Annotated in this window: 15 protein-coding genes; 3 read left to right on the top strand and 12 right to left on the bottom strand. The window is 61.3% G+C overall.

Translation table 11 applies throughout. The annotated features are described in order from the left end of the window. Positions 1 to 30: 30 nt before the first annotated feature. Positions 31 to 1569 (bottom strand): choline-sulfatase, encoded by a 1539-nt coding sequence (gene betC, locus BCA01S_RS28535; protein ID WP_027779831.1) that lies wholly within the window; start codon positions 1567 to 1569, stop codon positions 31 to 33. Positions 1570 to 1741: 172 nt separating this feature from the next. Between betC and BCA01S_RS28530 the strand changes: the two genes are divergently transcribed. Next, positions 1742 to 2656 (top strand): choline sulfate utilization transcriptional regulator, encoded by a 915-nt coding sequence (locus BCA01S_RS28530; protein WP_027779830.1) that lies wholly within the window; start codon positions 1742 to 1744, stop codon positions 2654 to 2656. 125 nt (positions 2657 to 2781) lie between these two features. Further along, entirely contained in the window at positions 2782 to 3657 is an 876-nt protein-coding gene (gene purU / locus BCA01S_RS28525; protein WP_027779829.1) for a formyltetrahydrofolate deformylase, read from the top strand. An 81-nt stretch (positions 3658 to 3738) separates the two neighbouring features. Here the strand turns inward: purU and BCA01S_RS28520 are convergent, their stop codons facing one another. From BCA01S_RS28520 to BCA01S_RS28475, 10 genes are all read right to left on the bottom strand, one after another. Further along, the gene (locus BCA01S_RS28520; RefSeq protein WP_027779828.1) at positions 3739 to 4596 is read right to left on the bottom strand and encodes a glycine betaine ABC transporter substrate-binding protein; all 858 of its coding nucleotides are present in this window, start codon (positions 4594 to 4596) and stop codon (positions 3739 to 3741) included. Between the two features lie 167 nt (positions 4597 to 4763). Then, entirely contained in the window at positions 4764 to 6017 is a 1254-nt protein-coding gene (locus tag BCA01S_RS28515) for an FAD-binding oxidoreductase (RefSeq protein ID WP_042319688.1), read from the bottom strand. Positions 6018 to 6050: 33 nt separating this feature from the next. After that, positions 6051 to 7355, bottom strand: coding sequence for an aromatic ring-hydroxylating oxygenase subunit alpha (locus BCA01S_RS28510; protein WP_027779826.1), 1305 nt, complete (start codon positions 7353 to 7355; stop codon positions 6051 to 6053). Between the two features lie 73 nt (positions 7356 to 7428). Continuing rightward, complete coding sequence (locus BCA01S_RS28505) at positions 7429 to 8205, bottom strand: drug:proton antiporter (protein ID WP_027779825.1); 777 nt, start codon at positions 8203 to 8205, stop codon at positions 7429 to 7431. Next, complete coding sequence (locus BCA01S_RS28500) at positions 8202 to 9371, bottom strand: electron transfer flavoprotein subunit alpha/FixB family protein (protein WP_027779824.1); 1170 nt, start codon at positions 9369 to 9371, stop codon at positions 8202 to 8204. The genes BCA01S_RS28505 and BCA01S_RS28500 overlap by 4 nt, the downstream gene beginning before the upstream one ends. A 4-nt stretch (positions 9372 to 9375) precedes the next feature. Beyond that, positions 9376 to 11289 carry a (Fe-S)-binding protein gene (locus BCA01S_RS28495; protein ID WP_027779823.1) on the bottom strand — a complete coding sequence of 638 codons (1914 nt, stop codon included), beginning with the start codon at positions 11287 to 11289 and terminating at the stop codon, positions 9376 to 9378. A 2-nt stretch (positions 11290 to 11291) separates the two neighbouring features. Next, positions 11292 to 13355, bottom strand: coding sequence for an NADH:flavin oxidoreductase (locus tag BCA01S_RS28490; RefSeq protein WP_027779822.1), 2064 nt, complete (start codon positions 13353 to 13355; stop codon positions 11292 to 11294). Positions 13356 to 13388: 33 nt separating this feature from the next. Further along, the gene (locus tag BCA01S_RS28485) at positions 13389 to 13925 is read right to left on the bottom strand and encodes a DUF5943 domain-containing protein (protein ID WP_020067501.1); all 537 of its coding nucleotides are present in this window, start codon (positions 13923 to 13925) and stop codon (positions 13389 to 13391) included. Between the two features lie 54 nt (positions 13926 to 13979). Next, a complete protein-coding gene (locus tag BCA01S_RS28480) occupies positions 13980 to 14951 on the bottom strand; it encodes a dipeptidase (RefSeq protein ID WP_020067500.1) in 972 nt (323 codons plus the stop codon). Between the two features lie 18 nt (positions 14952 to 14969). Then, positions 14970 to 16244, bottom strand: a complete 1275-nt coding sequence (locus tag BCA01S_RS28475) for a serine hydroxymethyltransferase (RefSeq protein ID WP_027779821.1) — start codon at positions 16242 to 16244, stop codon at positions 14970 to 14972. A 531-nt stretch (positions 16245 to 16775) separates the two neighbouring features. Between BCA01S_RS28475 and BCA01S_RS28470 the strand changes: the two genes are divergently transcribed. After that, entirely contained in the window at positions 16776 to 17771 is a 996-nt protein-coding gene (locus tag BCA01S_RS28470) for a GlxA family transcriptional regulator (protein ID WP_020067498.1), read from the top strand. 96 nt (positions 17772 to 17867) lie between these two features. Here BCA01S_RS28470 and fdhA read toward each other — a convergent pair whose 3' ends face one another. After that, positions 17868 to 19067 (bottom strand): formaldehyde dehydrogenase, glutathione-independent, encoded by a 1200-nt coding sequence (gene fdhA, locus BCA01S_RS28465; protein ID WP_020067497.1) that lies wholly within the window; start codon positions 19065 to 19067, stop codon positions 17868 to 17870. Between the last annotated feature and the right edge of the window lie 50 nt (positions 19068 to 19117).

Here is a 19117-nt window from a genome sequence, read left to right as displayed (position 1 = left end):
GTGAGTGAGAAGTAAGCATGTAGCGACCGGTCAGTGCGCGACCGCCGGGAAGCGCGCCATTGCTTCCAGCGTGTCCAGATCGATGTGATTGCGCATGTAACGCTGACTGGCATCGACCCGAGGCTGCCAGTCCCATGAAGCAACTGTGCCCTGGGTGGTGGCGGCGAAATGAAAGCGGCGACGGCGCTGACTTTGCAGCACTTCATCGTGCAGCGCAGTGAGGTCCCAGCGCGCGGCAATCTCGTTGCGCAATTCCTGTATCTGGGCCGCGTATTCAGCTTTCGGCGCGAGGTTCACACGTTCGAGCGGATCGGCTTCGACGTCGTACAGCTGGTCGGGGTCGGCAGGCGAGTGTATGAATTTGAAGCGCCCGCGCCGCAGCATTATGATCGGCGCAATAGCGCCTTCCGCAAGATATTCGCCGACTGCTTCGTCATGACCGCCCTGCTCTCCTCGAAGATGCGGCACGAGACTGTGTCCGTCGGGCGAATCAGGCCATGCCACCGGTTGTTCGCCCCGCGCCAGTTCGACCAGTGTGGGCAGCAGATCGAGATGCGACACGGAAGCGTGCACACGATGCGCGTCGAATTGCTGCGGCGCGTGCACGATCAGCGGCACGCGGCAGCCGCCTTCAAAAAAGGTCATCTTGTACCAGAGGCCACGCTCGCCGAGCATCTCGCCATGATCGGAAGTGACGACAATGATCGTGTCCTCCGCGAGCCCGGCCTGGTCGAGCGCTTCGAGAATCGCACCGAACTGGTCGTCGACATAGGAAATCGCGCCGTAATAGGCGCGGCGTGCGTTGCGGATCTGCTGGTCGGTCGGCGGCGTGCGGTCGGTTTCGCAAACGTGACGCAAGCGCCTGGAGTGAGGATCGGCTTCGTCGAATGAGTCGCGATGCGCGGGCATGTCGATATCGTCATCCCGATACATGTTCCAGTACTTTTCCGGAATCGCGTAAGGATCATGAGGATGTGTCAGCGAGGCGACCATGCAGAAAGGCCTCGCGTCTTTTCCCGCGTGCCGCTCACGGGCAATGTCGAAGAGCTTCCGGCGCGTCGTGAACGTGACTTCATCGTCGAAATCGAGCTGGTTCGTGCGCACGCACGGCCCGGCGTCGATAACGGAACTCATGTTGTGATACCACGTCGGCCGTGCCTCGAAATCGTCCCAGTTCGGCGTCCAGCCGAAGTCTGCCGGGTATATGTCGGTGGTGAGGCGCTCTTCGAAACCGTGCAACTGATCCGCGCCGCAAAAATGCATCTTTCCCGAGAGAATCGTGCGATATCCTTCAGCGCGAAGGTAATGCGCGAATGTCAGTGTTTGCGACGGAAATTCCGCGGCATTGTCGTACGCGCCAATTGCAGACGGCAATTTGCCGGACAGAAAAGAAAAGCGCGACGGCGCACACAACGGGCTTGCGCAATATGCAGAATCGAATACCACACCCTGCTTTGCAAGGCGGTCGAGGTTGGGTGTTCTCGTTAGCGAGTGTCCATAAGCGGCGAGCGCAAATGGAGTCATCTGGTCGGCCATCAGAATGAGAATATTCTTTTTGCTGTCGAGCATGGAGCGCGCCTTGAATAGAATCATGGATGTCAGTGCAACTACCTATGCCGGTGCGATCGGAGACACGAATAGAAGCGCAGGTTGCGGTCCGCGTGCGGCATTTACACCACTATTGCCGGTCAATTCGGCGCTGTGAAGACGGCAATTCGTTATGTGCCTATAAGGGGGCGTTATGTCGAGGCAGGACCGCTTGCCGCCAATGCAGGCATTGACGATGTTCGAATCCGCCGCACGTCTTGCGAGTTTCACGGCGGCCGCGCGAGAGCTAGGTTCCACGCAGCCGGCAGTGAGCCAGCGCATCGTGCAGCTCGAAGAGACGCTGGGTGCGCCGCTTTTCGAGCGCGGCCATCGCGGTGTCCGGCTCACCGAAGACGGCGAGCGGCTTTTCGATGCGGTGCGTCTTGCGCTCGACACCATCCGTCATGCCACCGCCGAAATCCGCGCGCGCCGCACGCCGCAAACGCTCACCCTATCCACCGACTTTGGTTTCGCCACTTACTGGCTAATGCCGCGGCTTTCGCAATTCAAGGCGCTGATGCCCGATGTCGACGTGAAGATCATCACGTCGCAGAGCGTGTTCGATCCGTCGCACGATCACGCTGACGTGGCGATTGCGTTTGGCGACGAACATGCGGACTGGAACGCGCGCAGCGTCATCAAGCTCTTTCCGGAGCGTGTCACGCCAGTGTGCAGCCCGGCGTTTCTGGCAGCACATCCACCGCTGATGTCGCCGTCCGAGCTGCTCGCGCTGCCGCTTCTGCACCTTGAACCGACCCAGCCCGCGCGCTGGCTGTCGTGGGCCGACTGGTTCGCGGCGCACGGTCTCGTTGCGCCCGCTGCGCACCGCGGCATCACGTTCAACAGCTTCACCCTCGTCGCCCATGCGGCGATTATGGGCCAGGGCGTGGCACTCGGCTGGGCGCCGCTCATCCACGAACTGCTCGCCACCGGCCAACTCGTCGAGCTGTTCGACACCCCGGTGGTCACCGAGCGCGGCTACATGCTGGTCACGCAGCGCGCGGCAACGCCCGCAGTCGACGCTTTCCGCCAATGGCTGCTCGGCGAATGCGGGCTCGACGCGGAATAGCTATCTGGCGTTCCGGTTCCATTGCCACGGCGATTCGCTTCTATCCGCGTTGTGCGTGAATTTGCTCTACTGCGACGATGCATGCCGCGCCCCGCGGCATCCCCCTTCGTTTATGTGGAGAGCGCATGTCCGCCGATTCCCGTCCTGATCAACTGGTTCTCACCGTCGCGTGTCCGAGCGCCGCGGGCCAGGTTGCCGCCGTTGTCGGCTTTCTCGACCGGCATCATTGTTATATCGACGAACTCACCGTTTTCGACGACGACCTCAGTGAGCGCTTTTTCGTGCGCTGCGTTTTTCACGGCGTGGATGCGAACGAGACGCGAAATATCGCGGCACTCAAACGCGAGTTCGAGCCGATTGCCGAGCGCTTTCGTATGACCTGGGCAATGCACGACGTCAGCACGCGTCCCAAAGTACTCATCATGGTGTCGAAGCTCGAGCACTGTCTCGCGGACCTGCTATTTCGGTGGCGAATGGGCGAGCTCAAGATGGACATTGTCGGCATTGGCTCGAATCACCGCGATCTCGAACCGCTTGCGCAGCAACACGGGTTGCCGTTTCACCATCTGCCCATCACCGCCGATACAAAACCGCGGCAGGAAGCGCGCTTGCTCGATCTGTTCGAGACCTCCGGCGCCGAATTGATGATACTCGCGCGCTACATGCAGATTCTTTCGGGCGAGACGAGCCGTGCCCTCGCTGCGCGCGCGATCAACATTCACCATTCGTTTTTGCCTGGCTTCAAGGGTGCGAAACCATATCACCAGGCGCATGCGCGCGGCGTGAAACTGATCGGCGCGACCGCGCACTTCGTGACCGACGATCTCGACGAAGGTCCGATCATCGAGCAGGTCGTCGAACGTGTCGATCATTCGTACAGTCCGGAGCGCTTGCTCGCCACCGGACGCGACGTCGAGTGCATCACGCTCGCTCGCGCGGTCAAGGCGTTTATCGAGCGGCGGGTGTTTATCAACGGCGACAGAACTGTCGTGCTGCAATAGCGCTGCAATAAGCACAAAGAAAAACGCCGCTTTGATAAGCGGCGTTTTCTGTCTTTCGAGCGCGGACAGCTAAAGCTCTGTCTACTTAACCCAGCTATCTACTCGATCGCCGTGTGCGCTAATCCACGCGTCTGCAGCGGCGGTCGGCTTCTCGCCGTTCTGCGTGGCGAGCATCACGCTGTCGATCTCACCCGGCTTCCACTGGAACTTCTTCAGGAACGCGACGACGGGCGGCGCCTTCTTTTCCAGTTCAGGATTGACGACGCTGTCCACGTGCTCCGCCTCACCAAACACTTTCTTCGGATCTTCAAGGAACTTGAGCTTGTACTTTGCGAACATCCAGTGCGGCTTCCAGCCGGTTACGATGATCGGCTTGCTCGCCGCTTCCGATCGCGCGAGTTCCGCGGTCATTGCGCTGCCTGAACTCGGCATCAGCTTGTAGTCGAGTCCGTAAGCCTTGATTGCCTCGCTGGTTTTCTGCATCACGCCCGCACCTGCGTCGATACCGACAATGCGCGAGCCGAACTCCGCTTTCTTCGCTTCCAGGTCACCGACCGTTTTCACGTCGAGATTGTCGGGCACGATAAGACCGATCTTCGCGTCGTTGAAATTCGGGCCGAGATCGACCACTTTGTCCTTGAAATTGTTCCAGTACGCACCGTGCGTGACCGGCAGCCATGCGGACAGCGTCGCGTCGAGATCGCCCCGCGCCACGCCCTGCCACATCACACCCGCTGCAACCGGTACGAGTTGCACCTGATAGCCCAGGCGTTTCTCGATCACGCGGGCGGCGACGTTGGATGTCGCGACGCTATCGTCCCAGCCTTCCACGTAGCCGATTTTGATGGTCGGTTTGGGATCCGCCGGGGCGCTTACGCTGGTTGCCGCCAGCGCCGCGCTCAGGGTGCTCAACACCAGTATCCTTTTGATCAGTCTCATCGCCGTTCTCCCGTTCGCCGTCTAAAAACAACCCATTGAGCATTTAGAATCGCCAGCCAGAATTGCCCGGTAACGTTGTTTTCCGACATGTAGTTGTCCGCACGCGACCTGGCTCATCTGCTTGCTGCCGCGACTCACGGCAGTTTGTTCCTGACCGTTGGCGCCAGTCACTTCTCTACGACGAGATCGGTGAGCGGCTTGCTGCAGCAGAGGAGCACCATGCCTTGATCGATTTCCCGCTGACGAATGCCGCCCGCGTGTTTCATCGCCACCTCGCCCGATACCAGCTTCACCTTGCAGGTTCCGCACATGCCCTGCGTGCACGATGCCGGCAGGCGCACACCCGCCTTCTTCGCGGCATCCAGCACATGCTGGCCGCTGTCGCATTCGATCTCACGGTTGCTTTTCGTGAAGCTGACCTTGTAGCGCGTCTGCGTTTCGGCCACGCCGGGTGCGGCAGCCGGCTCGAAAGCCGGCGCCTGTTCCCGGGCTTCTACAAAGCTCTCGGCTGTTTCCGGCTCGGCCGCGTTTTGCAACACCTCCGCGACATGCACGGTAGCCAATTGTGCGGCGACCTCGCTGACCGTGTCGAACGAAAAGCTTTCCTCGTGATAATGGCCTCGGTCGAAACCGCCCTCGTCCAGCAGGTTGCGTACTGCTTGCATGTACGGCGCGGGCCCGCAAGTGAAGATCTCGCGTTCGAGAAAGTCCGGTGCAATCAGCTTGAGTAAGGGCAACGTCAGAAAACCCGTCACACCTGGCCAGTTCGTGCGCGCGCCCACCCGCTCGCAAACAAATGCGGTACGAAAACGCGCGTGATTTGACGCGATCAGGTCGAGTTCGCGCGCGAAGATAATATCGTCGGGCGTGCGGGCGCTGTGTACGAAGACAATGTCGCTGTCCTCGCCCAGTTCGTGATGCGCACGACTCATCGACATCAGCGGCGTAATGCCTGAACCCGCCGACAGAAACAGCAGCTTGCGCGCAGGGTGACGAGCACACGTGAATTCGCCCGCCGGCCCGAGTACGCGAACTTCGCCGCCCACCTGCAGGTTGTCGTGCAGCCAGTTCGATACTTTACCGCCCGGCACACGCTTCACCGTAATGGAAATGGTGTGCGGACGCGTAGGCGGCGACGAGATCGTATAGCAACGGTTGATCGACTCACCGTCGATATCCAGTTCGAGCGTGATGAACTGTCCCGGCTCGAACACGAAGGTCCGTTCGCCCGGCGCGCGGAAGAAAAAGCTCTTCACGTCATGCGTTTCCTGACGCACATGGCAGCACACCAGTGTTTCGTCTACATCGCTGTTCCACCGCGCGGGCAGCATGTCCCAGAAGCGAGGCTGCGTAACACGGCTTGTTGCAAATTGCGATGCCGGCTCGGTGCCGAGCTGAAACGTCGCCTGATCGCGCATCATTATTTTCTCCCGCTCCTGGTTGCGATCGTGCGCTCAGCGCTTGAAGGACACGACTTTCTCGCCGAATGCGGACGGCTCCGCATCGTGCGTCTGCGGCGCGTTGCTGTAGTCTGCGATGCGGCCGATGTACCACTCGCAAAACTTCTCCACGAGACCTTCTGTGAACGGCGAATACGGACCCGGCTCATAGGCGCTGCTCGTTGCGCCGCGCTGCGAGTATTCAACGAGCGCGCGGTCCTGATCATTGGTCGCGCGCCATACGGCCGTCAGGTTGTTGACGTCGTAGTCGATGCCTTCGCGCGCGTCCTTGTGCACGAGCCATTTCGTGCGCACGAGCGTTTTGCCGGCCGAAAGCGGAATCACCGAGAAGCTCACAATGTGATCGCTCATGAAGTGATGCCACGAATTGGGCTGCGTCCAGAACGACAAACCGCCAAGATCGGCCTGCTCGAAGCCGCCGAGCAATTTCTTCGACGCCACTTTCGCGTCCAGCGTCTGCGATTCGCCGTCGCGATCGAGCGGCAGACGTTGCGTGCGAAAACCGGTAACCAGATCCGCGAGCCGGTCGATTTCCGCCGACGGCAGCTTCATTGCTTCCCATTGCGCGGTACGGCGCGCAACTGTCTCTTCGAAAGCGGCCATACCTTCTTCGTTAGCCGGTGTACGTTGATAGCCGAAACCGTATTCGTAAAGCGAAATGGTCAGCTCAGGATGGTTCGCGACGCAGTGATAGCACTCGCGATTGTTCTCCATCGTAAGCTTCCAGTTGCCTTCCTCGATAATGTCGATCGACGCCGCGATCTTGCAGCCGGCCAGTTGATGCGGCGCCAGGTACGGCTCCATTGCCGCGCGCATGACGGAGAAGTCAGCGGGCGGATTGTCGGCCAGACAGATAAAGATGAGTCCCGCGAGGTTCTCAACATGGACTTTCTTCAAGCTGTGCTTGCAGCGGTCGAACTGGTCGCCCATATGCTCGGCGAACATCAGATCGCCGTTCAGGTTATACGTCCAGCTGTGGTACGGGCACACGATATTGCCGAGCGAACCCTTGTCGGTATTGCACAAGCGTGCGCCGCGATGCCGGCACACGTTATGAAACGCCCGTACCTGCATATCGTCGTCGCGTACGATCAGAATGGAATCGTGGCCGACTTCCACCGTGATGTAATCGCCCGGCTCGGGCACGTCCGGCTCGACCGCGACCTGAATCCAGTGCTGGCGGAAGATCGCGTCCATGTCGAGCGCGAAGATTTCCTCGCTCGTGTAGAACGGCGCTTCCAGCGTGTAATTCTTCTTGCGGCGTTCGATCATTGCGCGAACGTCTGCGGAAACTTTCATTGTGTGCTCCGTTGCGTGTCACGTCTGGCGCCGCGCCAGGCCCTCCTGGCCGCATGCTCGCCTGAACCGGAAATCAGTAATCCACGAGTTGATGCTCGCGCAAATACGCCAGAATCACTTGTGCTTTTTCGACGGAACTCCCTTCAATTACGACGCTGCCGCCGCGGCTTTCCGTCGTGGTTGCGGAGAGCATCCGGGCGTGGCCCGAGCGCTTCTCGGCTGCGGCGAGACGCACCGGCTTGCTGCTCGCGGGGCGAATAGTCCAGGCGAGTTCCGTCGCGCGAGCAGGTTCCGCACAGGCGACCGCGTAAATGGTCCCTTCGCGCTGCCGTGCATAGGCATAGGTCGGCGTTGCGTTTGCCATCGGATGCACGGCGATCAGTGCGGGCAATTGCACCTCGACACGGCGGCGCAAACCCTTGGGCATGAATTGCCGAACTTGTGCGCACCCGTCCTTCACGACCACATCGACAGCCGCGCCGACGAGCGGAATGCCCAGCGCGTTCGCCACCCGATACGGCAGCATCCCGCTGTCGAAAGCGCCTTCGGCTCGCGTGCCGGTCAGCACGAGATCGTAGCCGGGCAGACGCGCGGCAAGCAGCGCTGCGCCATCGGCTTGCGACCCGTCTGCGTTGGGAACGGCAAGCACTTCGACCGAGCGCGCACCGAGCGCGAGGTATTCCTGTAGCGCGGGATTAGCAGGGTCGCCCGCATGCAGCACGTCGAGTGTCGCGGCATGCTGTTTTGCGAGCGTCAAGGCGAGCGTCAGTGCGGCCGCGTCGTTACGGCTGTAGCGCGCAACGCCGCTCACCGGATGTCGGCCCACGGAAACGAGAACGGCGATTTTCATGCGAGCGCTCCTTCCGCTACAGCCTTCGAGTTCAGTAATGCAGCACCCGTGCCGCGAGCAGAGCGCGCCGCGGCAGCCGCGTCATTAAGTGCCGCGATGGTTTCCTGCGCATCGGCAATGACGGTCAGGTTGGCCCGCTTGGCGATGGGCGCGCTCGCATCCAGGTTCACCGCGATCACATGCCGGCAATCCTTGATGCCTTGCAAATGCTGCACGGCGCCGGATATGCCAAACGCGATATACACGCTGGCTTCAACGGTCTTGCCGGTCGCGCCAATCTGCTTGTCACGTGTGAATTTGCCGTCGTCCACTGCGACACGGCTTGCACCGATCGCCGCGCCGAGCGTGGCCGCGAGACGCTCGAACGCAGGCACATCGCTGACTCCGTTGCCCGCGGAGACGATGAAGTCCGCTTCTTCCAGCGCGAGCTGCGCTGCGTCCATCTCCTCGATGCCGAGGTCGCGCACGATGCCTTTGGTGGCAGCGGGTTCGCCATCGAAACGCCATGCGACTCTCTCTCCTGCTCCGACAAACGGCAGCTTGGGATCGACTGCATTGGGCGCAAGCAATATCACTTCTGGCAGCGCACACGAAGCGAACGCGGTGTTCGCATGCACATACGCGGCCACGTGAGACGCATCGATTTCAACGACGTGTGTCGCGACGCTTGCATTTGCCGCCGCCGCATACCGGCGACCAAGATCGCCGTCGCCGATCGCGTTGTCGGGCAGGAACAAATGCACTGGCGCATAAGCCGCCACGCACGCAGCGAGCGCGTTCAATTCGTCGTCCGGTGCAAAATGGCGACGATCGAACGTAGGCAACTCGATCAGCTTGTCAGCGCCCAATGCGCCGGCGTCGCCCGCGAATTCGCCGAATACGAGCAGCACGATCTCGGTGGTTGCATCGGCGATCAATGCGGCGGCGGCCAGCGTCTGGCGCGCGTGATCGTCGAGCGCGCCGCGGTCCGCGTGTGCCGCCACCAGCATCACATGCTGCGGTGTGGCGCTCGTGCGGCGCGGCTTCGGTTGTTCACGATGCGCGGCGCCCGAGGCGGCGAAATCCATTGCGCCCGCCACACCGGTCGCGCCCAGCGTGATGCGTCTGAGTCCGTCAACGGTGATCGTGAACGGGCGGCGCGGATCGATTCGTTTGATTGTGTTCATCGCGTTACTCCAGCGCTGCTGCAACCAGTTCGGCGACGTCCAGAACTTCAGGACGGGGCCCAACCACGCCTTCGAGCATCGCCGTGCAATTCGGGCAGCCTACCGCGACAATTTCGGCACCGATGCCGCGCGCGTCGTCGATACGGATGTCCGGAATGCGCCGCTTGCCCGGAATGTCCGTCAACGGGGCTCCGCCGCCGCCACCGCAGCAACGTCCACGCATGCCGTGGCGCTCCATTTCGACAACCTTGATGCCAATGCTCTTCAGCACGCGGCGCGGCGCTTCAGTCTCGCCGTTGTAGCGGCCGAGGTAACACGGATCGTGATACGTGATCTTGCTGTCCGCGTAGGCAGCGAGCGCGCGCGGCGACAGCTTGCCGCTCGCGACCAGTTCATCGATCAGCGCCGTGTGATGCTGCACTTCATAGAAGCCGCCCAACGCGCGATACTCGTTGCGCAAGCTGTGCAGCACGTGGGGGTCGGAGGTGACGATCTTGCCGAACGAGTACTGCGAGAGCGTGCCGATCAGCTTCTTTGCGAGTTGCTGGAACGTGGCTTCGTCGCCGAGACGCCGGGCCGTGTCGCCCGTATCGGTTTCGACGCCGCCAAGCACCGCGTAATCGACACCCGCGCGGTTCAGCACCTTGACGAGGGCGCGCAGCGTGCGCTGATAGCGCATGTCGAACGCACCTTCGCCCGCAATCAGCAGCACATCCACGCGACGCCCGGGCTGCGCGACCTGCACCTGCAGATCGACCGCCCAGTCATAACGCGCGCCGATGTCGTAACCGTTCGAACTGCCTGTTTCGCGCAGATTCGCGAGCGTGATCGGCCCCTTGCCCGGCACCGTGCCTTCCACGAGCGTCTGATTGCGGCGCATGTCCACAATGGCGTCGACGTGCTCGATCAGCATTGGGCACTCCTGCACGCAAGCGCGGCAGGTCGTGCACGACCACAGCGTTTCCGCCTCGATCAGGCTGGAAATCAGCGGCTTGCCCGGCGCACCGCCATGCTTGCCGACCGGAATGCCGGGCGTGGGACTGCCTGCGTATTCGGCGTCCGTGCCGCCCACCATGCCCGTCACCAGATCCTGAATGAGCTTCTTCGGATTGAGCGGTTGACCGGCGGCGAACGCGGGGCACGCGGCCTCGCATTTGCCGCACTGCACGCAGGCGTCAAAACTGAGCAACTGGTTCCAGCGAAACTCCACGGGCTTGCCCACGCCGTATTCTTTCGCGTCGAGCAGCGGCGCCTTCAATGCAGTCGGCGGCACGATATCGCGATCGTTACGCTCGGCAAAGCGCTCCTGACGCGGATGAAACGCGAGATGCAACAGACCCGCGAGCGCATGTTTCATTGGACCGCCACGCGCGGCGCCAAATGTCATCGTGAACGCGCCCACTGCGATCAGCAGCGCGACGATGATCGCGAGCGCGCCCGACATCGCCGCGGCCGGCAATGCGATGAACAACACGAGACCGAGCGCGAACGACCCGAGCAACAGCGGCAGATGATCCCACGGGCCGCGCGACAGCCGCGCGGGTACCGCTTTCGCGCCATGCCGGCGACGCCATACGAAAACCGCGCCGACCAGCATCACGAGCGCGGCAAGAAAGATCAGTTTATCGAGCCACGGTGAATAGATCGCGAGACCGTAGTTGACGAACACGAGCGCCATCGCGAGGATCGCCCCGCCGGCAGTCGCCACGTGCGTTTTCGCAATGTACGGGTCGCGCGCGACCACATGATGCAGATCGACGAAGTAGCGTTTCGGAATCGACAGCAGATTCGCCCAGCCGTACGCGCCCGCCGCCGTGGCGCGACCCACGCGCCAATACGCGGCGCGCTTCGCGAGCGCGAAAGCCAGACCCGCCATCGACAACCACAACAGCACGGTGATGACAGACACGGGGCTCATTGTCAGAAGTCCTTGCAAAGGCGCAGCGCGTCGTAAATCGCGCCGTGAATGTTGTGCATGGAGATGCAGTCGCCGACGCGAAACAGCAGGAAGCGGCCATTACCGAGTTCTTCGGAAAGCGACGGTTGCGGCTCAGATGCAAAGAGCTTATGCACGTCGACCTGCCCGCGGTTGACCGACTCCGGCTTCAGCTTCCAGTACAGCTCGTCGTTCGGCGTGCTGCCGTTCTCGATCACGACCTGATCGACCGCGCGCTCTTCCTGCTCCTCTGTGTACTCGTTGCGGATCACGGCGATTTTCTTGCCGTCTTCCTCGTACACTTTGTCGAGCCAGTAATTCGGTGTATGGACCACGCCCTGCGCATAGAGGCGCCGATAGAAAATCGGGAACGTGGTGCCACCTACGTCGTCGGCCACTTTCACGTCGGGCGTGACGATCTCCACGTTCGAACCGCGGCTCGAGATGAAATCGGCGACGCCGGCGCCGGCGTGCGTGCTCACGCCGTCGTACACGAGGACATTCTTGCCCGGCTCGACCTTGCCCGAGAGCACGTCCCACGAACTCACCGCAAGGCCTTCGTCAACGCCCCACGCCGCCACTTGCGACGTGAACGACGAGCCGCCCGTGGCGAGCACGACGATGTCCGGTTTTTCGGCCATGATGGTTTTATCGTCGGCGGCAACCCCGAGACGGCGGTCCACGCCCAGGCGCTTTGTTTCCATATCGAACCAGCGGACAATGCCTGCCATCTGCTCACGCTGCGGCGCTTTTGCCGCGAGCATGATCTGGCCGCCCACATAGTCATTCTTCTCGAACAGCACCACGTCATGGCCGCGCGACTTCGCGACCCGCGCCGCTTCGAGTCCCGCAGGACCCGCGCCGACCACGACGACCTTGCGCTTCGGCCCGTTCGTGCGCGCAATGACATGCGGCATGGTCGCTTCACGCGAGGTTGCCGCGTTCTGCACGCACAGCACGTCGAGCCCGTTGTACTGACGGTCGATGCAATAGTTCGCGCCGACGCATTGCTTGATTTCGTCCTCGCGGCCATCGCGGATCTTGATGACCATATGCGGGTCGGCAATCTGCGCGCGTGTCATACCGACCAGATCGACCATGCCGCTCGCCAGCAGACGCTCGGCCTGGCCCGCGTCGCGAATACTTTGCGCATGCATGACCGGGACTTTGACGACCGACTTGATGCCGGCTGCGAGATGCACGAAAGGCTCGGGCGGCAGCGCCATTGGCGGCATGCAGTTGGCGAGCGTGTTGTGCGTATCCGCGCCGGAACCGATCACACCGAGATAATCGATCAGGCCGCTTTCGCTCATTGCCTGTGCGATCTCTTTCAGTTGCTCGTGATCGAGACCGTCTTCGTGGAACTCGTCGCCGCACATGCGCAGGCCCACGCAGAAGTCGGGGCCCACTGCTTCACGCACTGCTTGCAATACTTCGACGCCGAAACGCAGGCGGTTTTCAAGCGAACCGCCCCATTCGTCGGTACGAAAATTGGTGCGTGGGCTCCAGAACTGGTCGATCAGATGCTGGTGCGCCGCTGAGATCTCAACACCGTCCATGCCCGCATCTTTCACGCGTTTCGCGGCAGCCGCGAAGTCGGTGATAATGCGGCGAATCTCTTCCACTTCAATGATCTTCGCGTTGCCGCGATGCACCGGCTCACGCACGCCCGAAGGCGACATCAGATGCGGCCAGTGCTCGCCATGAAACGCCGAGCGGCGGCCCATGTGCGTGGCCTGGATCATGATCTTGGCGCCGTGCGCGTGCATGGCTTCCGCGAGTCGCGAGAGCGGATCGATGATCTTGTCGGTCGACAGGTTCACCGACTTCCACCAGCCTTGCGGACTGTCGATCGAGACCGGGCTCGAACCGCCGCACACGGCGAGGCCCACACCACCCTTGGCCTTTTCTTCGTAGTAACGGATATAACGGTCGCCGGGCAGTCCGCCGGGTTCCGCATACACCTCCGCATGCGCAGTGCTGACAATGCGGTTGCGCAAAGTCAGCTTGTTCAGCGTAAGAGGCTTGAAAAGGTTCGGGTAACGCATCGCGATCGACCTCGGAATAAATGACTTCTGGTGCTATGCCGCGAGCGGCGACACTTCGAACACGCAATGGTCGTGGCCTTCCGCCGCGCATCGCGCTTCTTTCGACTGCGAAGGCGGACCCTTGCGTTGTGAATCGGGCGCCGTGTCGTTGACCCAGTCCATTGCTCCCGCGAACCAGCCGGCGAACATGTAGCAGAGCTTGCCGACTTTGCCCGGTTGCGCGAGCACGAACGACGAGTGATGCAGTTCGATACGCGCATGCGACGTGGACGGATCGCTTTCCGTGATCGTGAAGATGCCCCAGCCGCGTTGCGAAAGCCGCTTCAGGTAGTGCTCGAATACGGCCATGCCGGCGATGCCGTGCTGTTTGGCTTCCTTGTCGCACCAGAAGTACGCGGATTTATAACCCGCCTTGTAGAGAATCTCGGCATATGTGTCGATGCCCAGCGCTTCTTCAACGGCGGTATGGTTGTTCGTGAAGAAATGACGCGGCACGTACAGCATCGGCAGCGCGTCGGTGGTCCAGACGCCGGTGTTCGCATCGACGTCGATAGGCAGTTGAGGTTGCATGTGGAAGACTCCGTGTTTTGTAGGGCGAATCTGCGGGCTCTGCGCGCGTGAAGCTCAAACCTTCCACACTTCACCGAATACGCGGACCCAGTTCTCACCCATGATTTTTTTGATGCGCGTCTCGCTCCAACCCGCGCGCTCCATCGCGGCAGTCAGGTTCGGAAACTCGCCGATCGTGCGGATGCCTTCCGGATTCACGACCTTGCCGAAGTTCGTCAACTGGCGATAACGGCCCTTGTCGTGCGTGATCCAGTCGAAGAACTCGGTGCTGTAGCCTTGCGTGAAGTCAGTGCCGATGCCGACCTGGTCTTCGCCGATCAGATTCACGACGTAGTCGATTGCCTCGATATAGTCTTCGACGGTGGCGTCCGGACCGCGCTTCAGGAAAGGCGCGAACATGGTCACGCCGACAAAGCCGCCGGCGTCGGCGATCTCTTTCAGTTGTTCGTCGCTCTTGTTGCGCGGGTGCTCTTTGAGTCCCGACGGGCAGCAATGCGAATAGCACACCGGCTTTTTCGACGCCGCAATCGCTTCCGACGAAGTTTTTCCGCCGACATGCGAAAGATCGACCATGATGCCGACGCGATTCATTTCCTGGATCACTTCACGGCCATAACCAGACAGACCGCCGTCGCGCTCATAGCAGCCGGTGCCGACCAGATTCTGCGTGTTGTAGCAAAGCTGAACCACGTTCACGCCGAGGTCTTTGAATGCCTCGATATAGCCGAGGTTGTCCTCGAAAGCATGCGCGTTCTGGAAGCCGAAAATGATGCCCGTCTTGTTCTCTTTCTTCGCGCGGAAGATGTCGTCGGTCGTGCGCACGAGCGTGAGAATCTCGCTGTACTCGCGGATCTGCTGCTTCATTTCGGCGATGTTATCGACGGTCTTCTGGAAGCTTTCCCACACGGACACCGTGCAGTTCACCGCGGTCACACCGCCCTTGCGCATATCTTCGAACACCGAGCGCTCGAACTTAGAAATGTTCAGGCCGTCGATGATGATGCTGTTTTCGTGCAAATTGCTCATCGTGTGCTCCAGGTGTTCTTAGTAAATGGGGAAGCGCTCGCACAGCGCGAAAATCTCGCGACGCACGCGTTGTTCAGTGGCCGCATGGCCTTCGGGGTGGTCGCGCAGCGAATCGAGCACTTCCACGATCAAGCGGCCCACGTCGCGGAACTCGTTCACGCCGAAGCCGCGCGTCGTGCCCGCCGGTGTGCCTAGGCGCACGCCCGAGGTGACCGTCGGCTTTTCCGTGTCGAACGGAATGCCGTTCTTGTTGCACGTAATGCCTGCGCGCTCCAGCGCCTGCTCGACCTGATTGCCCTTGAGGCCCTTCGGCCGCAAGTCGACCAGCAGCAGATGGTTGTCGGTGCCGCCCGTCACGAGATCCACGCCGCCCGCCTTCAGCACTTCGCCGAGCGCCTGTGCGTTGGCGAGCACGTTGTCGATGTAGGTCTTGAAGCCGGGTTGCAACGCCTCGCCGAACGCGACGGCCTTGCCCGCGATCACATGCATCAGCGGGCCGCCTTGCAGGCCAGGGAACACAGCGGAGTTGATCTTCTTTGCGATGTCTTCGTCATTCGTCAGCACAAAGCCGCCGCGCGGACCGCGCAACGTCTTGTGCGTGGTGGACGTCACTACATGCGCATGCTCGACGGGATTTGCGTGACGTCCCGCCGCGATCACGCCGGCGATGTGCGCCATATCCACCATCAGCTTTGCACCGACGCTGTCGGCAATCGCGCGCAGCCGCTTGAAATCCAGCGCACGCGGATACGCCGAGAAGCCGGCGATCAGCAGCGCGGGTTTATGCTGCTGCGCAAGTTCCTCGATCTGCTCGTAGTCGATCAGCAGCGTGTCGCGGCTGACACCGTACTGCACCGCGTTGAACCACTTGCCCGACATGGCCGGCTTCGCACCGTGCGTGAGGTGCCCGCCCGCGTCGAGCGACATGCCGAGCACCGTGTCGCCCGGCTTCACCAGCGCGAGCATGACCGCACCGTTTGCCTGCGCGCCGGAATGCGGCTGCACGTTGGCGAACTTCGCGTTGAACAGTTGCTTGATGCGTTCGAGCGCGAGCGTCTCGATCTCGTCGACGTATTCACAGCCGCCGTAGTAACGCTTGCCCGGATAACCTTCCGCATATTTGTTGGTCAGCACCGAGCCTTGTGCTTCGAGCACCGCGCGTGACACGATGTTTTCCGACGCGATCAGTTCGACTTGCGACTGCTGGCGCTCGAGCTCTTTCAAAATAGCGCCGCGCACCGCCTGATCGCGCGTGGCGAGCGATTCTTCGAAGAAAGGATTCGGGTTCGACATGGAAGGTCCGTGGAATCGTTGACGGGAAGGCCCGGAAGCCGCGCTGACGTCTGGCTTGTGCGGCGCTTGGGCCCTACTGCTACCGGCTTGCATTGCGTCTATTCTTGACGCTTGCATCGCGCGTCAATTTATGAATTCAGACGCGTTCTTTGCCTTTTCCGCCATGAGCGACCTTTTTCGACAAGTCGCCCGCGGGAGCCTGCCGATGTCGTGACCGGCGCCTCGGTAAGTACCCTGAGAGATGTCGCTCGCGCGGCCATGCCGAGGTCGAACGACCGTTCGATGCTGAAGGAATTCTGAGCAGCAGCTAAACGCGATGCGCGGTTAAGGTGCGGGTTTTCGGCGTCGGTGGTGCTGCTGTGGTGCTGCTGTGTGCACTCCTGGTGCCGTTTCGCGAGCGTTCCGCGCATCGGCATCGACAACCAAGGGTTTAGCCTGATGGCATGGTAGTTGCGCTAGTACGCAAAATTGAAGAAGTCGCCGCTCCCCACGGCGACGCGACACTATAGATTCCAAGGAATCACTCCTCACATGTCCACCGATCGCACGGCGTCACTGTCGCATTTCGCCTTCATGCCCGTTCCGAACTTCACGATGATCGCGTTCACGAATGCGATCGAAGTACTGCGCATGGCGAACTACCTGACGGGGCAGACGCTATATCGCTGGTCGATCGTGAGTCCCGACGGCGGGCCGGTGGCGGCAAGCAATGGTTTATCGGTCGATACGGGTCCCGTCGAATGCGTCGGCCAGCCGGATATCGTGTTCGTGATCGGCGGCATCGACGTGCAACACGCGACCACGCCGGCCCATTTGTCCGCATTACGCCGTTTCGCCCGCATGGGTTGTGTGCTCGGCAGCCTGTGCACAGGCACCTATGCGCTCGCGCGTGCAGGGTTGCTCGCGGGCTACGCCTGTGCGATTCACTGGGAGAACATGTCGGCGCTTAAAGAAGAATTCCCCGACACGCGTTTTCTGAAAGAACTGTTCGTGATCGATCGCGACCGTGTGACATGCACAGGCGGTGTCGCGCCGCTCGACATGATGCTGAACCTGATCGCTCCGCGCGTCGGCACCGCGCGTGTGACGCAGATCGCCGAGCAGTTCATCGTCGAACATGTGCGCGATACGAGCGCGCAACAGAAAATGCCGCTGGTCGCGCGACTCGGTTCGGCCAACAAGTCGCTGTTCGAAGTGATCTCGCTGATGGAGAACAACATCGAGGAGCCGCTGTCACGCGAGGAACTGGCGAGACTCGCCGGCATGTCGCAAAGGCAGCTGCAGCGCCTTTTCCGCGAGCATCTGGGGATGACGCCGACGCATTACTATCTGACGCTGCGTTTGCGACGCGCGCGCGAACTACTGCTGCAAACCGATATGTCGATCATGAACATCACGATGGCTTGCGGTTTTCAGTCCGCCTGCCACTTTTCGAAAAGTTATCGCGACGCATTCGGGACCGCGCCCACCCGCGAGCGTCGCAAGCAATCGCCTTCCCTGTCTTCGGCGCCGGTCATGGCGGCCTGAAAAGCGCCAGTACTCGCCAGCGTGAAAGAAAAACGCGTTGAAAGGAGATCCGTTCAACGCGTTTCTTTATTGCCAGCCTCTAATTTCTTGCAATGCTCACGCCGCCTTCAGCAAGCCGTGCGGATCGATAACAAATTTGCGCGGCGCGCCGCCGTCGAATTGACGGTAACCATCAGGCGCCTGATCGAGCGACACCACGGTCACGTTGACGATGTCGGCAATCGGCAAGCGATCCCACAAGATCGCCTGCATGAGGTTGTGGTTGTACTTCATCACCGGCGTCTGACCCGTATGGAACGAGTGCGACTTGGCCCAACCGAGCCCGAAGCGGATGCTCAGACTACCCTTGCGAGCGGCCGCGTCGACGGCACCCGGATCGTCGGTCACGTAAAGGCCCGGAATGCCGATCGCGCCTGCTGCGCGCGTGATCTCCATTAGTGAATTCAGTACCGTGGCCGGCGCTTCCTCATGCGAGCCGCTGCTTCCATGTCCGTGCGCCTCGAAGCCTACGCAGTCCACCGCGCAATCCACTTCCGGCTTGCCGAGAATCTGTTCGATCTGCTCGCCAAGCGTCGCGTCTTTCGACAGATCGACGGTCTCGAAGCCCATCTTGCGCGCATGCGCAAGACGTTCCTCATTCATGTCGCCGACAATCGTGCAGGCCGCGCCCAGGAGGCGCGCCGACGCGGCCGCCGCCATGCCGACCGGCCCCGCGCCTGCAATGTAGACGGTCGAACCCGGCTTCACGCCCGCCATCACTGCGCCGTGATAACCGGTCGGCAGAATGTCGGACAGACAGGTGAGATCGCGGATCTTCGACATGGCCTGCGCGCGATCGGGGAATTTCAGCAGGTTGAAGTCGGCGTACGGCACCAGCACGTACTCGGCCTGTCCGCCAATCCAGCCACCCATGTCGACATATCCGTAAGCGCCGCCCGCGCGCGACGGATTGACGTTCAGGCATACGCCCGTGTGCTGCGACTTGCAGGTCGGGCAGCGTCCGCAGGCCACGTTGAACGGCACCGACACCAGATCGCCGATGCTCAGCGTCTCGACGTCGCGGCCTACTTCGATCACCTCGCCGGTAATCTCGTGGCCGAGCACGAGGCCCACCTCGGCGGTCGTGCGGCCGCGCACCATATGCTGATCCGAGCCGCAAATATTCGTGCTCACGACCTTCAGAATTACGCCATGGCCGATCGCGCGGCCACGTGGATCGACCATCTTCGGATAGTCGATCGATTGCACTTCCACCTTGCCCTGCCCGAGATATACGACGCCGCGATTGCTGCTCATTGAATGTCTCCGTGTCTTGTGAGAGACGCGCGGATTGTGTGCCACGCGCC

Source organism: Paraburkholderia caledonica NBRC 102488, assembly GCF_000685095.1.
In the GTDB taxonomy this organism is placed as follows: domain Bacteria; phylum Pseudomonadota; class Gammaproteobacteria; order Burkholderiales; family Burkholderiaceae; genus Paraburkholderia; species Paraburkholderia caledonica.
This window is presented reverse-complemented; position numbering and strand designations above follow the sequence as displayed.

Coding starts and splice junctions, on each gene's coding strand:
- betC (WP_027779831.1), bottom strand. CDS start 1,569: ATGCTCGACAGCAAAAAGAATATTCTCATTCTGATGGCCGACCAGATG.
- BCA01S_RS28530 (WP_027779830.1), top strand. CDS start 1,742: ATGTCGAGGCAGGACCGCTTGCCGCCAATGCAGGCATTGACGATGTTC.
- purU (WP_027779829.1), top strand. CDS start 2,782: ATGTCCGCCGATTCCCGTCCTGATCAACTGGTTCTCACCGTCGCGTGT.
- BCA01S_RS28520 (WP_027779828.1), bottom strand. CDS start 4,596: ATGAGACTGATCAAAAGGATACTGGTGTTGAGCACCCTGAGCGCGGCG.
- BCA01S_RS28515 (WP_042319688.1), bottom strand. CDS start 6,017: ATGATGCGCGATCAGGCGACGTTTCAGCTCGGCACCGAGCCGGCATCG.
- BCA01S_RS28510 (WP_027779826.1), bottom strand. CDS start 7,355: ATGAAAGTTTCCGCAGACGTTCGCGCAATGATCGAACGCCGCAAGAAG.
- BCA01S_RS28505 (WP_027779825.1), bottom strand. CDS start 8,205: ATGAAAATCGCCGTTCTCGTTTCCGTGGGCCGACATCCGGTGAGCGGC.
- BCA01S_RS28500 (WP_027779824.1), bottom strand. CDS start 9,371: ATGAACACAATCAAACGAATCGATCCGCGCCGCCCGTTCACGATCACC.
- BCA01S_RS28495 (WP_027779823.1), bottom strand. CDS start 11,289: ATGAGCCCCGTGTCTGTCATCACCGTGCTGTTGTGGTTGTCGATGGCG.
- BCA01S_RS28490 (WP_027779822.1), bottom strand. CDS start 13,355: ATGCGTTACCCGAACCTTTTCAAGCCTCTTACGCTGAACAAGCTGACT.
- BCA01S_RS28485 (WP_020067501.1), bottom strand. CDS start 13,925: ATGCAACCTCAACTGCCTATCGACGTCGATGCGAACACCGGCGTCTGG.
- BCA01S_RS28480 (WP_020067500.1), bottom strand. CDS start 14,951: ATGAGCAATTTGCACGAAAACAGCATCATCATCGACGGCCTGAACATT.
- BCA01S_RS28475 (WP_027779821.1), bottom strand. CDS start 16,244: ATGTCGAACCCGAATCCTTTCTTCGAAGAATCGCTCGCCACGCGCGAT.
- BCA01S_RS28470 (WP_020067498.1), top strand. CDS start 16,776: ATGTCCACCGATCGCACGGCGTCACTGTCGCATTTCGCCTTCATGCCC.
- fdhA (WP_020067497.1), bottom strand. CDS start 19,067: ATGAGCAGCAATCGCGGCGTCGTATATCTCGGGCAGGGCAAGGTGGAA.